This is a genomic window from Ornithinibacillus massiliensis (assembly GCF_018310345.1).
Taxonomy (GTDB): Bacteria; Bacillota; Bacilli; order Bacillales; family Amphibacillaceae; genus Ornithinibacillus; species Ornithinibacillus massiliensis.
This window is the reverse complement of the sequence record NZ_JAGXBY010000004.1, coordinates 309,671-325,027: the sequence shown is the minus strand read 5'-3', so window position 1 is coordinate 325,027 and position 15,357 is coordinate 309,671. Positions and strand designations below refer to the sequence as shown.

Annotated in this window: 11 protein-coding genes and 1 riboswitch; of the genes, 6 read left to right on the top strand and 5 right to left on the bottom strand. The window is 37.5% G+C overall.

Annotated elements, in window-relative coordinates; all coding sequences use genetic code 11:
- Positions 1-86: 86 nt before the first annotated feature.
- From KGF86_RS13685 to mgtE, 4 genes are all read right to left on the bottom strand, one after another.
- Positions 87-1,634, bottom strand: a complete 1,548-nt coding sequence (locus KGF86_RS13685) for a BCCT family transporter (protein ID WP_211742213.1) — start codon at positions 1,632-1,634, stop codon at positions 87-89.
- A gap of 646 nt (positions 1,635-2,280) precedes the next feature.
- On the bottom strand, positions 2,281-3,993 hold the full coding sequence (locus tag KGF86_RS13680) for a serine hydrolase domain-containing protein (protein ID WP_211742212.1): 1,713 nt from the start codon (positions 3,991-3,993) through the stop codon (positions 2,281-2,283).
- A 380-nt stretch (positions 3,994-4,373) separates the two neighbouring features.
- The gene (locus KGF86_RS13675) at positions 4,374-5,021 is read right to left on the bottom strand and encodes a DUF421 domain-containing protein (protein ID WP_211742211.1); all 648 of its coding nucleotides are present in this window, start codon (positions 5,019-5,021) and stop codon (positions 4,374-4,376) included.
- A gap of 234 nt (positions 5,022-5,255) precedes the next feature.
- Positions 5,256-6,614: a magnesium transporter gene (mgtE, locus tag KGF86_RS13670; RefSeq protein WP_211742210.1), complete on the bottom strand. Its 1,359-nt coding sequence runs from the start codon at positions 6,612-6,614 to the stop codon at positions 5,256-5,258.
- A gap of 228 nt (positions 6,615-6,842) precedes the next feature.
- Positions 6,843-7,009: riboswitch (M-box (ykoK) riboswitch) on the bottom strand.
- 311 nt (positions 7,010-7,320) lie between these two features.
- Between mgtE and KGF86_RS13665 the strand changes: the two genes are divergently transcribed.
- The gene (locus KGF86_RS13665) at positions 7,321-7,899 is read left to right on the top strand and encodes a sugar O-acetyltransferase (RefSeq protein ID WP_211742209.1); all 579 of its coding nucleotides are present in this window, start codon (positions 7,321-7,323) and stop codon (positions 7,897-7,899) included.
- Positions 7,900-8,012: 113 nt separating this feature from the next.
- On the opposite strand, the gene KGF86_RS13660 is transcribed toward KGF86_RS13665, so the two are convergent.
- The gene (locus tag KGF86_RS13660; RefSeq protein ID WP_211742208.1) at positions 8,013-8,423 is read right to left on the bottom strand and encodes a MerR family transcriptional regulator; all 411 of its coding nucleotides are present in this window, start codon (positions 8,421-8,423) and stop codon (positions 8,013-8,015) included.
- Positions 8,424-8,740: 317 nt separating this feature from the next.
- Here KGF86_RS13660 and KGF86_RS13655 point away from each other — a divergent pair, with 317 nt between their 5' ends.
- From KGF86_RS13655 to KGF86_RS13635, 5 genes are all read left to right on the top strand, one after another.
- Entirely contained in the window at positions 8,741-9,781 is a 1,041-nt protein-coding gene (locus KGF86_RS13655) for an NAD(P)-dependent alcohol dehydrogenase (RefSeq protein ID WP_211742207.1), read from the top strand.
- 320 nt (positions 9,782-10,101) lie between these two features.
- A complete protein-coding gene (locus KGF86_RS13650) occupies positions 10,102-10,590 on the top strand; it encodes a MarR family transcriptional regulator (RefSeq protein ID WP_211742206.1) in 489 nt (162 codons plus the stop codon).
- Positions 10,591-10,592: 2 nt separating this feature from the next.
- Positions 10,593-11,771, top strand: a complete 1,179-nt coding sequence (locus tag KGF86_RS13645) for an MFS transporter (protein ID WP_211742205.1) — start codon at positions 10,593-10,595, stop codon at positions 11,769-11,771.
- Positions 11,772-12,069: 298 nt separating this feature from the next.
- Positions 12,070-12,723, top strand: a complete 654-nt coding sequence (locus KGF86_RS13640; protein ID WP_211742204.1) for a TetR/AcrR family transcriptional regulator — start codon at positions 12,070-12,072, stop codon at positions 12,721-12,723.
- A 223-nt stretch (positions 12,724-12,946) separates the two neighbouring features.
- On the top strand, positions 12,947-15,301 hold the full coding sequence (locus tag KGF86_RS13635) for an ABC transporter permease (RefSeq protein ID WP_211742203.1): 2,355 nt from the start codon (positions 12,947-12,949) through the stop codon (positions 15,299-15,301).
- Positions 15,302-15,357: the final 56 nt, after the last annotated feature.

The following is a 15,357-nucleotide window of genomic DNA, read 5'->3' as shown; positions in this document are numbered from 1 at the left end:
GGCCCAATCTCTTATAAATTCACTTATTAATAATGGTATGGTAAGACATATTCGTCTATAAAGTTCTTATTTTACAACTTCTATCTTCACTTCTTTGTAGATTCAACAGAAGCTACTGTACTTTGTTCTTTTGCCATCTGCTTTACAATTTTTGGTGCACTCCATAGTGGTGGAAGTAGCAATATCGATACAGGTACTGCGGTTACAACGATAAAGTTTTGTAATGCCTGTATACTTCCTTCTCCAATTGTTAGTAGTACGACGGATAATATACCGAATAAAACGACCCAAAATACTCTCATCCATTTTTGTGGTTGATCTGTCCCTTGTAAGGTAACGGCTACTGTATAGGAAATGGAATCTACTGTAGTCGATACAAACACAATACTAACGATTAAGAACCCAATAGCTATCCATAATCCCATTGGTAGTTGATCCATAATCGCCATTACCGTTGCAGGCATTCCACCAGCATCTAATGGAGTTGAAATGGAACCAGGATTTTCTAGTTCATGTGATAATCCAGTACCACCAACAACGGCAAACCAGAAATTACTAACTAATGGAGCAATAATAGCTACAGCTATAATAAGCTCTCTTATTGTACGACCACGCGATATTTTACTAATAAAAATAGCCATCATTGGTGCATAGCCTAGGAACCAGCCCCAGAAAAATACAGTCCAATAACCAAGCCAAGCTTGATCCGCGCGATATAAATTCATTTCGAAAAAATGCTGTAATTGAAATGCTTCCGCACTAATAAAAGAATCGATTAAAAACATGGTTGGGCCAATAATAAGAATAATTGCTGTTAATAATACAACAAATATAACATTTAAACGACTCAAGAATTGAATACCTTTGTCAACACCACTTGCTACTGATATAGCAGCAATAAGGATTAATGCGCCAACAACGATAATATTCGTAGCCAACGTATCTGGAATATCCAGTAAAAAGTGAAGTCCATAACCAATTTGCAGACCTAAAAATCCAATCGGACCCATGGTACCTGCAGCAACTGCAATAATGGAAACAATATCGGCAGTTGAACCAATTATACTTTTGGTAAATATTTTTTCACCGAAAATAGGGTATAAAATAGCACGTGGTTTAAGTGGATATCCTTTATGATAATGAGCATACATGAGGACAATAGTTGTTAACGTACCTAAACACGCCCAAGCTAGGAAGCCCCAGTGCACAAAGCTTTGTGATAAAGCTGGTGTGACTGCCTCTTGTGGTGTCATCCCAATATTTTCAAACAACGGTGGAGTGGTAACAAAATGATAGATTGGCTCTGATGCAGCCCAAAAAACACCACCACTAGCTAGAAGCGTACATAAAATCATAGAAATCCAACGGAAATAACCGTTCTCAGGCTTCTCCAATTTTCCTAACTTCAGATTTCCATATTTAGAAAAAGCTAATATAATACCAATTACAAAATTCCCTAGTAATAATAATTGCCAATACGCACCAAAAAAAGTTACGGACCAATTGAAGGAATCGGTTACCCAACCTTCAACCATATCGATGTCAATTAATGAAAAAATGACAAAGAGGAATAAAAATCCTCCACTTACAGCAAATGTAGTCCAGTCCGTTTTGAAATTCTTTATTGTTTTCATTCTTTTCCTCCCAGAATATATAACGAAGCGAGAACGTTATGTTAATCTTCTATTGATAATCTTTGATGTCTTGAGGAAAAGGTTACGGAACTGAAGTACCACTTGCTCTCTTTCTGAACCTACACCTATTATAGTCGTCTAAAATAATTTCACCTACCTTCATTTAAATTTAAAAACCTGATTAGCCGAATGATAAGTTTAATATTATATCGATAAAACGCCATTCAGTCAAACCACTGAACTGTTAAGAGAAGCATTGGATAGAAAAGCGTAATGAAGTGTTGGTGCCATTACTGAAGATGAAGGGGGAGTTGGAGATAGACTTTAAAGAAATTCTTTAAGGAAATTGCTTGAAAGAAGTCAAAAACAGTAGAGTCTGTTGAAGGATTTAACAATGAAGAGGCTACTTGCGTGGTAGATTAAATAGGACTTTAATTTGCAGGGGAGTCATTGGTATGGTATAGACCCTAAGTTAGTTTCTAATTTAACTTTTAGGGAGTGGAATCCAGTTAGATGTCCTTGCTTCTAAGTCAACTAGTAGTCTACCCATAAGTTTACTCGAAACTTATGGGTAGTAACTTCATAAGATTAGTCTTTATAAGAAAGATTATTCTACCTAGGACAGTGTGACAAATAACATATAACTTTAATAATTACGTTTTACCCAATCGTTACTAACCCAATCTACCGGTAGTTTCGTATGAGAAGAATTATGGAGCGTCAGGTTTGCAACATACCAACCACGTCCATGATAATACGTGTCTGTATGGTAGCGGAAACGGATATGTGTAGTCTCAGCTGGAATGGTTACTTCTTTCGATATCCAGTCAATACTAGTACCTGTGAATGGTTCGATTAGCTGTACCCAATTTTCTCCATCATACGATATTTCGACGATTCCAAAGTCTGCGTCTTGTTCTGTTCGATACCATGTATCAAATGTTAAGGTTGCATCTGTATCTAAATTCACTTCAGCGGTTAGCGTTCGATCTAAAAGGTCACCATATCCTGCAAACCATGCGCCATCTTTCTTATTAGGCATTGAGACAGGAATCGCATCAGCAACTAGCTCGGCAAATTGGCGTCTTGCTGGATTGGTTGACACCGTATTTCGGCTCGGATGAACACGATTGGTTAGTAATATGGCGATCGTGTCGTTATTTTGATTAATTACAATGGATGTACCAGTATAACCTGTATGTCCAAGGGAGGATGCCTCTGTTAGGCCTTCCATATACCACATCTGTGATAGTTCCCAACCAAGTCCATGATCATCACCAGGGAATTCGGGTATTTGATTTTCTACTAGTAGAGCAACCGTTTCAGGCTTTAATAATTGTATTCCACCATATCTACCTTCATTAAGAAACATATGTGCAAGAATGGCCAAGTTATGAGCAGTTGAAAAGACACCAGCATGACCTGCAACACCGTCGAGTGCCCATGCTTTTTCGTCATGAACTTGTCCCCATACAATTCCTCTATCTGTCCATGGCATATACTCTGTTGCGGCAATTCGGTATTTTAATGATTCAGGTGGATTATACATCGTATCGTTCATATGAAGCGGATCTGTGATGGTTTCCTTGACATAGTGATCTAATCTTTGACCAGATAAGCGCTCAATCAGTATTCCTAACGTTATCATATTTAAATCACTATACGTATATACGGTGCCAGGTTCATTTGTGAGTGGATACTGGAGTACATATTGGTGGCGATCCTCACGAGTCCCCTCTACATCATAGACAGGGGCACTAGGTGGAAATCCGGATGTGTGGGTCATGAGTTGACGAATCGTTACATGCTGCTTCCCGTTCGTTGCGAATTCTGGAATATGTTTTGCGACAGGATCATCAAGTTGGAAAAGGCCATCTTCATACAGTTTCATTGCTGCTGTTGTTGTGAAAATCTTGCTAATCGAAGCAAGGTCAAAAATTGTGTCTTTTCTCATTAGTATTGGAATGTCTGCCTCAGTAAATTGATCGTCTTCGTATAAATAAGCATGTCCATACGCTTCGTGCTGAACAATATGTCCACTTCGAGCGACAAAGGTAACAGCACCAGGGAATGCTCCATTATCAATCATCGATTCCATTACGGAATCAATATTCGATAACGGCGCTTCTATCATTCCAGCGCCTCTGATAGAGCCAGGATGTAGAACTGGCGAGGATGGGACAGGATTACCCCAAGAAAATTTCGGGTGTGGCTTAAGCGATGACTTCTTAGGATGTTGTTTTTCAATCGTCGGTCCATTAAAAAAGTCGTACCCGGCTTGGGTTATAGCAACAGTACTAAACAACGTCATGGTGACTAAGGCAATCGATAACATCATATACACTAGTTTACGTAGCATGGTTCTCCTCCTTATCATTTTTTATAGCAGCAAGATCAATCATGTAATTTGATTATAAAAAAAGAATTAGAAGGGGTATATGCAACTTAGGAATCAAAATCGGATGGAATTATTAAAATATTACTACTTATGTAGTAGGTGATTGGATAGGCTTTTTACAAAATAGTACGGGGTTACAGTCATGAACTTACCTAATAAATTTAGTTTTAACAAATAGTTAACAAGATTAGTGACGATACGATATAGATGAACACTTTCAGATTAACTGGCACTCAACCTTCCTTAAAACGTAATTGTAAAAGGGGATAGGGGAAAGCTTTATCGTTATGTTGAGAATCTCATACTCGGCCTGGAATTAATCTATCAATAAATATTTAAAACTAGACACGTCCATTCTGTTCCTTCTCTTGAATGTGAAATTCCTCGTTCATGTAGCTACAATAAAATATATTCTCTATTTGATTGTAGCCTCTTTTTTGTAGTTCAGTTAGTAACCATTCCTTTGTTCTTTTTAGTATTTTAATATTGTTCTCTTGAATGATGCCATCTAAGATCAATGGTAAGGTGAATTGGCTATTTCCTCTTTTGAAGATAGATAATTTTCCAGACCTTTCCAATACAGCATATTCTACTTCACTTATATCGGCGATCTCTGCTTGCCTTAATTGAAATAGAATATCATCTAAAGTATATTTATGCTTTCGGAGATTTTCCTCAATTAATTTGCCATTATCAATTAACATAACTGGCGTACCTTCAACTATTTTACGAAATGGTTGACTTTTTATTCCAAAGGTTTCGAGTGTTACTTGTAAGAGGATAAGTAAAAAGATAGGCGATAATGCTCTAATCATAGAGATGTTAATGTCTTCAATTGATATAACTGCTAGTTCTGCGATCATGAGAGAGACAATAATATCAAGTAAACTTATCTCTCCTAATTCTTTTTTCCCCATTAAACGAAACAACATTAATAGTACAATAAAAACGATTAGTGTTCGTAGTAATGTAATGACGATTTCATCCAAATCCCAATTTCCTCCTAGAAATTAAACTATACAGTTGGTATTATTCCATGTATAAAAATAATCCATTCATATAGATAGATGATAAATGATACTTACATGATTGCCTAAGAAAAACTCGCGGGGATTACGGTGATGAGCCTAATAATGTTTTTTTAATACGCATAAAAAAATCCCCATATATAAAATAGACAAGTAATTATCCGCATTTTATAAGGGGAATCTTTTTTAGCAAATCTACATTAAGTGACTTATAAAAATTGTCGCAATGCCAAAGTAAATCATTAATGACAAAATATCATTTAAGGTTGTAATTAGTGGCCCGGATGCTACAGCAGGATCAATTTTAAAATGATGGAGAATTAACGGAATGATAGTTCCTGCTAATGTTCCGATAATAAGAGTGACTACTAAAGTACTACCGACAACGAGTCCTAGTATCGGACTACCTTGCCAAATATATGCAATTATGGAAATCAGAATTCCGCAAGTTACGCCGATAATGATACCTACTAATAGCTCTCTTAAAATAATCTTGGCTATTACGACTTTGTTAATATCTCGTGTAGTAAGCCCTCTAACAACTACAGCCAATGACTGTGTACCCGTATTTCCAGTCATTCCTGCGATCATCGGCATGAAGAATGCTAAAGCGACAACTTTTTCAAGTGTTTCTTCAAAAGTACTGACAATCGTTCCGGATATTAATCCAATAAACAATAGTAGAATTAGCCAAGGTAATCTCCGATAGGCTGCTACTGGAGCTTTCGTATCAAAGTCAATATCTTTACCTGAAGCTGACAATTTCTCTATGTCTTCTGTCGCTTCTTTCATTAATACATCGATCATGTCATCAACTGTAAGAATCCCAACTAATACATGGTCATGGTTAACAACAGGTACTGCTAAGAAGTCATAGCGTTGAATAATTTGAGCGGCATGCTCTTGGTCTGTATCTACTGTTACTGAGATGACGCGTTCAAACATAATATTTTTAACTTGTTGATTTGGCTCAGATAAAATTAGGTCCCGATAGGAAAGAACACCAGTCAGTTTTTTCTCCTCATTGATTACGTATAAATAGTTAATGCTTTCAGCAATCTCAGCATATTCCCGTAGTTTTACCATAACATCTTTTACGGTGTAGTGTTGCGGAATCCAGACATATCGATTCGTCATTAATCTTCCTGCAGTTTCAGGAGGGTAGTTCATCAAGTCTTGCACAACTTGTGATTCTTCTTTTTTCATTTTTGCCAAAAAGTTTATCTTATTCTCTGGAGAAATATCCTCGAGAAGGTTTACTAAATCATCATTATCCATTTCATCCATGACATGTACTGCCTTTTTGGCGTCTAATTTATTTAAGAGATTCTGTTGTTGTTCTTTGTCGAGCTCCTGAAGTATATCTGCTAATTGAGCGATGCTTAGAAACGATAAGAATCGATTTCGATGCTTATCAGGTAACATTTCGTATAAGTTGGCAATATCGTACGGATGTAATTCATCTAATAATAATTGCAATTCTTTTCTCTTTGCTTCTTTCAAGTATTGAACTACTTGTGTGGTAATTTCGTTTGGTGTAAAGTTCTTTATCATTTGTTTCACCCTCTTTAATTAGGATGTTCTGTCCATTAAAAAGAAGGAGAATAGAAATTCTTCCATCAGGTGTATTAAAATGGACAAAACCCTTAAAATACTTATGAAAAACTTACTTATTAACCTATACGACTCGGGACTACTATCCACTTTAACCACCCCCTTATAAAATAAAAAACACCTTCAAAGAATGAAGGTGTATATCAAATAAACTACAACGTAAATATAATAGGCCTCCATTCGTAGAGCTTTAGCACTGTGCGGCATAGGAAATGAATCCAGCTACATTAAAAACCACCTTATGTCGATAGTTTCTGTTGACCCATTGGCATCTTTGGATGTTTCTGGGCAGCAGCATATCTCCAGCACAGGAGCCTCACCTAACGAAGTTATTCAATTGACAATATATTATTATAGGAGGGGCATTTTAATTTGTCAATATTGTCATTTACCTTTTTTTATGAGAATGACCGATTATTTTTCGGATTAAACTTCTTCGTGAAATGTATGGAATCGTTCACACTTTACTTCTATTAACCTAGTGCCTTAACGTGTACAAGTTGTCATTTTTGAACACTGTACTAGATTAATCATAAATTTGTAGAATGGATCAAGATAAGCAAAAAGACTATTCTCTTGAACTAGAGTTAACTGTAAGGGGTAAGATAGGGAAAGGAATATTTTCAGACCAGTAAGGAGGATTCTAATGGATATTCAGGATTTTTTAGCGCATTTAAACAGAGGGGAAGCAGTTGAAGGTGGCTCGGAAATGCATCAGGTGATGCACAAAGTCTCTCAGGAAGCATTGAGGATAACCGCTGAACTAAACGGACAGTATCATACGAATGAAGAGGTTCAGGAATTATTTTCTCAATTAATTGATAAGCCGGTGGATCAATCATTTGCTTTGTTCCCTCCTTTTTATACAGATTGTGGGAAGAATATTACTGTTGGCAAGAATGTTTTTATCAATTCAGGTTGTCGCTTTCAGGATCAGGGTGGGATTACAATTGGTGATGGTGTTCTTATTGGGCATAATGTTGTTTTGGCTACCCTTAATCATGATGTAGATCCAAATAATCGAAAGGATATGTATCCTGCTCCAATAACTATTGGCAAGAATGTTTGGATCGGTGCTAATGCTACCGTCGTTCCTGGTGTCACCATTGGTGATGGAGCTATTATTGCAGCTGGTGCCGTTGTAACTAAGGATGTTCCTGCCAATGTTATTGTGGGAGGTGTACCTGCGAAAATGATAAAGGAAATCGAAATCAGTAAGGAATAATATGGTAGTATTCTTACCTTATTAGAAATGCTTCCTTTTATTGTTCCCTGAAGAGTAGTGAAAAATAGATCACCTGTATTCATACATAACAGGATGAATACAGGTGGCTATAATTAATGGAGAATCTCTATTTTATCCTGCTTGTGAACATCTTCAGTTCCAGCATCTAATGCAATTTTGTAATAGGAGCATTTATGCTCGATAAGTTCCATTGTTTTCTGCAGTTCTGCTATTTGTGCCTCCACACTAGCCTTTCTTTCTAGAAACATGTCGTATCTTTGTTGCAACGTGGAATCCCCGTCAGCACACCAATCAATAAAGTTTTTGATCTCTTTAATCGGCATCCCGGTTGATTTCAGGCATTCAATAACTTTTAACGCTTCAATATCCGACTCTTTAAACAATCTAGTGCCATTAGCCGTTCGTTCTACAAAAGGCATCAGTCCTTCTTTGTCATAGTATCGCAATGTATACACAGTAAGATTTAATTCTTTTGCCACTTCGCTGATTGAGTATGTCTTCATAATAATTCCCCTTTTCAATTAGACTTCGAGTTAACTCTAGTATCGTGTGAGGAAATTTTATCACGATAATTCCTAAGAGTCAAAAACTGGGAAAATACTTCTCAATTTAATGGAGGTATCAACTAAAAATGTTGATAGACTAAGCGGAAATCCAATGAAATCTGCATCGTGATTAGGTTTTGAAAAAAGTAAAATTAGTGCTTGACCTCGAGTTAACTATAGGTATTAATATGGATGTTACAAGAGAATGAAATTTACAATTTGTGTCATTATTCTAAGAATTTTCTCTTGCAACAGATACTATAGGAGGTTTTATTATGATAACTGCCAAAGCAAGAGCTGTAGACGGTCCAGACAAAACATTTCGAGCAGCAGAAATTAAACGACGGGACCTTGATTCGCATGATGTATTGATCGAGATTAAATATGCTGGTATATGCCATTCTGACATCCATACTGCACATGGAGAATGGGGGCCAGTTCACTACCCACTCGTACCTGGACATGAGATTGCCGGAATCGTTACGTCTGTTGGACCAGAAGTTACGAAATTCAAGATAGGTGATCGTGCAGGAGTCGGTTGTATGGTGGACTCTTGTGGAGAATGTCAGAACTGTCGTAATGGAGAGGAACAGTATTGTCTAAAAGGGAAGGTTGATACGTACGCTAGTGTTGACAAATATGGGGAGCCAACTCAAGGTGGTTATTCGACTCATATTGTTGTACCGGAAGACTTTGTGCTTAAAATACCTGATAATATCGAGCTTGATGTTGCAGCACCATTACTTTGTGCAGGTATTACAACGTATTCTCCGTTAAATCATTGGGGTGCTGGTCCAGGTAAGAAAGTAGCGGTTGTAGGGATGGGCGGCCTTGGTCATATGGCTGTTCAAATTGCACATGCTATGGGGGCGGAGGTTACCGTATTGTCCCAAACATTAAACAAAAAGCAAGATGGCTTACAATTGGGTGCAAGCCATTACTATGCGACAAGTGACCCAGAGACGTTTGAGAAGCTTACTGAATCCTTTGATTTAATTATAAACACCGTAAGTGCAAAGATTAACATGGATGCTTATTTAGAATTGCTTACGCTTGATGGTACGCTAGTCAATGTCGGGGCGCCTGCAGAACCGCTATCATTAAGTGCAATGAATTTAATCGGTCATCGACGCTCATTCGCAGGTTCCATGATTGGAGGGATACGTGAGACGCAAGAGATGTTGGACTTTTGTGCCAAACATAACATTACTCCGAGGATAGAAGTTATTTCCGCCGATCAAATTGATGAAGCTTATCAACGAGTATTAGCTTCTGATGTGAAATACCGATTCGTAATTGATATTAGTACAATGTAAGAACTAAAAAAGTCTATTCTTTTCAGAACTCTTTTTAGGAGACTATATAAAGTCATTTCTTTAAGTAATCTTGTTCATCATTTTATAGCATTGAGAACGTAATAAGTCTCAATGCTTTATTTTTTGCTGTTTTAAATAATCTCCCTGAATTTAACCATAAACTAGCCTCTTAACCGCTATGTTGCATCTCAGGGAGGTGGGGGATTGAATTCAAGCTATCATAGTTTTATTGTTTAACAGAATAGTTGACATTATTTTAGTTAACCAGTAAACTATATTTGTTAACTGGTTAACTAAAATAAAAAGTCAGGTGATATAGTATGAATCATTTCGATAAAAAGATGGAAACATTGAGTGCTCTACAACAATTGATTAAAGAAAGGGAAGCCAGTCAAAAGAGAAGGAGCTTCAGTAGAACCGATAAGGAAGATTCTATTATTCAGGATTGGACTCTCACGCAATTACATATTGTATCAGCTATTAAGGCACAAGGGTCTGCGAATAATACATCACTTTCCAAAACGTTAAACGTCTCAAAGCCGGCAATTACAAAGGCAATCAGGAAAATGCTGGAGAATAATGTTGTGGTTGAATCAAGACAGGAAGAAAACCAAAAGGAAGTGTATTATCTCCTTACTGATTATGGGGAGCAACTTGCTAGGATTCATGAACGGTTACATGAACAAGCAAGAAATCGGTACCTAAGCCTGTTGGATAACTTTGATGAAGAAGAGTTGGAGACGATTATTACTTTCTTAAAGCTGGTTACTGACAATCTCAAACAGGATGACCTTACATTAGGTGAATAACGATGACAAGTGGTGTGACACAGAATAAATCGTTGGCATTGTATACGTTGAGTATTAGTGCATTTTTTGCCTCGTTAAGCCAGAATATCTATACACCAATCATTCCACTTATTCGGGACTCGTTTAACGTATCTGTCAGCTGGGTTAATTTTACCGTCAGTAGCTTTATATTTATTGTTGCCGTGATACAGATTCTCTTGGGAACCGTGGTTGATCAACAAGATAAAAAAAGGTTATTGCTAATCAGCCTAATCCTGATGGGAGCATCAGCTGTTATCTGTGCTTATACGAACAGCTTTACGCTGTTTATATTGTTTAGAATGGTTCAGGCTGTCGGGGCAGGGATCATCCCATTAGTAGCAATCAGTATGGTTGCACAGCTGTTTGAGGAGGAAGCGAGGGGTAATGCTATGGGGACCTATCAAATCCTCCTTACACTTGCACCGGCTGTTGCACCAGTACTCGGGGGTTTTATTGGAGAGTATTTCGATTATGAGGGAATTTTCTATATCCTATTCTTAATAGCTATTGTCCTACTTTTGCTTGTTGTATATCTTCCAAGTGAAATAGTCGAGAAATCCGTGGAAAGGCAGCCCAAGGGATTCTTTCAGACATACAAGGCGGTACTTTCCCATCATGTCGGAGCATGTATGATGATAGTCAGTTTTATTGTGTTTTTTATATATTTTGCTGTTCTTGTCTATTTGCCCGTCATGCTCCAAGATTATTACCATGTATCCTTACAGGTCGTAGGCTTATTGTATTTACCGCTGTCTGTTAGCATGATATTAGGAAGTATGTTATTCAAAAGATTGCAGAAAAAAATATCCCTCCACCATTTAGTTGTCTCCATATTAATTATCATGCCATTAGAGATTATATTATTTGGCAAGTTTCATACGTATTCCCTTATGTGGTTAAGCATTATTCTATTTGGTTATGGTATCATGGTGGGGTTTTCTGCACCTCTTTTCTCGACTATTATTAGCAAGGAATACTGTGAGAACCGAGGGACTGCTTTAGGCGTATTTAACTTTGTTCGTTATGTAGGAATGGCACTTGGAGGAATGTCGTCCGCATTGTATCGTGTCATGCCTAGTTCTGTTTTGTTTATGCTTTTTGGTTCCTGTCTGTTTTTGATTTCCATAGTATCTTTTAAAGTGGTTCGCAAAGCTTTATAGACCATTGAATCGTAAAGATGACAACGAGCTGGTGATGTCCAGCTCGTTGTTTTTTAGAGGCTTCCGTAATAACCGTTATAAGCCCGGCCATCTAGATGGTCGGGTTCTTCATTATCACACTGAAACATATCATCCATCAAAAAGGTCAGCTACTCAGTGACAAACTCCTTATAATTCCTTGTTCTTAATCCCATCTAGGTGTTTCAACTTTTTTGTTTCATAATTTATTGACAATTCATAATGATATGGTATTCTATTACTGACTGACAGTCGGTCTAGTGTAATGGGAGATGTAAAAATGAGAGTTGTAAAAGAAGCAGAGAAACGTAGGAATGAAATATTAGATGCAGCGGAGGACCTTTTTAGGCGGAAAGGATTTGATGGCACCAGTACTAAAGATATTCTTGATCATGTTGGAATCGCACGAGGAACATTGTATTACCATTTTAAGTCAAAGGAGGCAATTATGGATGCACTGATTGATCGGTTTAGCGACCGTATATTAAGTGCGGCACAAGAGATTGCAGTAGATAAGCGTATCCCTATAAACGAACGAATAGTCCGTGTGGTAATGGCTCTAAACGTAAGTGGTGGTAGTGGTGAGGAGTATAAGGAGCACATACATAAGCCTCAGAACGCCTTGATGCATCAGAAAATACAGAAGGTAATTTTGAATGAAGTTCCTCCGATCCTAACAGGTATCATTCGCGAAGGCATTGAACAAGGAATGTTTAGTACACCGTTTCCCTATGAATGCATGGAAATGGTTGTGGCGTATATGAACACGGTTTTTGACGATGATATGGTCGATATGACGGACGAGGAGCGTATAACACGTATACAGGCATTTGTTTTTAACTTGGAAAGATTGCTGGGTACTGAAAGCGGAAGCCTTATGTACATTATGGAGATGTTTAAAAGCGAAAACGGGGATAGCAGTTCAGGAAAGTAGAAGATTACTTTATTAAATAGAACAACATATATTACTAGTCAACAAGAGGAATTGGTTCTAATTATTCTTCCCGGACTGGGTCTCATCGTTACAGCACTATTTACTACTAAATCAATGCGAATTCATGTACCACGGAAAGGTGAGGAGTGCAGTTTGTAGCCGGAACTATCATTTTAATAATCGGTAAATTAGGAAAAGGCTTGTGGCAGGCAGGAGGAAAATGATGTTTTCGAAAATGGTGAGGAACGATTTTCTAAGGAATAAAGTGGTAACGACGGCTGTGTTTGTATTTATTACGATGGCGGTTATTTTGGCTGCAAGTGCCATTAATAATATTGCCAATTTGATTCAGTCGATGGCAGAGCTTCAGGAACGTGCAGTACCAGCAGATATTACACAGATGCATTCTGGGGAATTTGACCAGTCTAAAATCGATCAATTTACAGAGGAACATCCTGAATATATAGCGATGCAGGAAACAATGGTTCTTCTGACCTTTGATGGTAGTCATATTCATTTCGGTGCAGATCAAACAATGGCTGGGACTGTACAGGATATTTCATTTGTTGTCCAGAATGAAAAATTTGATTTTATCTTAGATCTGAATAATGAAAAGCTAGATGTTCAAGAAGGCGAAGTCGCCGTTCCAATCTATTTCATGCAACAATACGACTTACAAATTGGCGACACGATTACTGTTAAAAATGAAAGATACGAAAAGGAGTTTGTTATCTCAGAATATGCCAGAGATTTTGAGATGAACTCATCCTTTACTTCTTCGAAACGATTTGTACTAAATCAGACAGATTATGATGAGATGCTTACCATGCAGGCCGGGGTATTAGAGTATCTTATTGAATTCAAGCTTCAGGATGGGGCAGATTCCCAAGCGGTGCAGACTGCTTATATCGAAGCTGGACTTCCAGCAAACGGGCCAACAGTTGGTGGCGCGGTTTTTCTAATATTTAATGCCCTGTCCGATGCAGCGGTGGCAATGGTTATTATCTTAATCAGTATCTTATTAATTATTATTGCTTCGCTATGTATTAGACTTTCATTCTTGGCAACATTGGATGAGGATGTAAGAGAAATCGGTGTTATGAAAGCTATCGGAATCTCCAAAAAGGATATAAAGAAGGTTTTTCTTAACAAATACAGAATCATGTCCGTCATAGCTGGTGTAATCGGCTATCTCCTTTCCTTTGTAGTAGTTAATCTATTTAACGGTAATATGAAACTTTACCTGTCATCAGATTTATCAGGGAACTTAAAATATGTATTATCGCTTGCTGCTCCTTTATTAATTTATTTAATGATCGTCATGTATTGCAAGAAAGTATTGAAGAGAATCGATAATATCTCTGCAGTGGAAGCTTTGCGATCATCTGTAATGGATTCTGGAAAGAAGCGAAAATACCGTCTTTCGCTAATGAAGAACCATTTTTTTACCACAAATATCTACATGGGAATTCGGGATGTTTGGAAACGATTTAAATTATATAGATTACTATTCTTTATTTTTATCGTATCTACATTTATGGTGATACTCCCTATTAATATTTATAACACCATGAATTCACCAGAATTCTCAACATACATGGGAATAGGAAAATCTGATATGAGAATTGATCTTAGGAAGAGTGATACAATCTCAGAAGATTTTATCAAGCTACAGGAAGAACTCCAGAATGATGCTGATATTGAAAAGTATGCAGCCCACATTACAAGTTCATACCAGGTGAAAAATACGGAGGGGTCCTGGGATTATATTAATATTGAAATCGGTGATTTCTCTGTATTCCCATTAAAATATCTAGAAGGTAGAGCACCGGAAGCGGAAGGGGAAATCGCAATTTCTTATGCTAATGCATCAGAGGACGCATTAAATAGGAAGGTAGGGGATGACCTTATAGTAAAGGCTGGTGGAAAAGAACAGACTCTGACCGTAACAGGGATTTATCAGGATATTACCAATGGTGGAAAAACCGCCAAAGCACATACTAGTCTTGGTATCAATCCAGAGGCAGTACTTTGGTATGTAGTGACTATGGATGTGGCTCCAGGAGTAGATACACAAGAGAAAATGAACTACTATCAAACTAATTATGATAATGCGCAAGTAAATGATATCAAGGATTATACACAACAGACTCTAGGGAATATCATTGACCAGATGCGTACCATTGTAATAGGCGGAATTGCTATTGCGTTCATTGTTATTATCTTGATAACGGCATTATTTCTTCGAATGCTATTGTCAAAGGACATGTCTCAGATTGCTATTATGCGAAGTATCGGATTAACTTCTCAAAATATTAGACATCAGTATATGGCAGGGACACTGCTCATCCTTTTATTAGGAATTATAGTTGGCGTTCTAGCTGCCAATTATTTAGGGGAGTTTCTAGTGAGTATGGCTATGTCCTCTATGGGCGCTGCGAGAATTGAATTGGTGAATGTTGTCTGGCAGACCTGGCTACTATGTCCGCTAGCACTAATGTTAGTAGTTGGAATAACGATATATGTTTCTTGTAAAGTAACGGTACAGGATGATTTATCGGTCATTTTAAGGCGTTAGAAGCGGTAAATAACCTTTTAGTGACAGACGTGATGAATACCTGGCAAGGGAGGAAT